This window comes from Acidisoma sp. S159, from assembly GCF_009766125.1.
GTDB lineage: Bacteria > Pseudomonadota > Alphaproteobacteria > Acetobacterales > Acetobacteraceae > Acidisoma.
In genome coordinates this window covers 16,289-16,553 of sequence record NZ_LMUG01000080.1, presented here as the reverse complement: position 1 = coordinate 16,553, position 265 = coordinate 16,289, and the positions used below count along the sequence as shown (strand labels likewise).

Annotated in this window: 1 protein-coding gene; it reads right to left on the bottom strand. The window is 63.4% G+C overall.

The genetic code is table 11. The annotated features are described in order from the left end of the window. The coding region (locus GSQ92_RS26470) for a hypothetical protein (protein WP_159014569.1) at nt 1-265 on the bottom strand (265 nt) is incomplete at both ends.

The following is a 265-nucleotide window of genomic DNA, read 5'->3' as shown; positions in this document are numbered from 1 at the left end:
CTCGTGATAAACACCAACACCCTGCGTGTGCTTGAAGGTCGCCATGGCCCGTCGAAGCTGGTCGGCCTCACTCGGCGTGAAGCCGGCGGCGACAATCGCCACGCGCATCGCCTGCTCTTGGAAGAGTGGAACTCCGAGTGTGCGGCCGAGGACCTTTTTCAGTTCGTCCGGATCGCCATGCTGAGGGGAGGGGCCGGGGTAAACCGGCTCCTCGAGATCCCAACGCCGGCGCAGATAGGGATGGACCATATCGCCTTGGATCGGG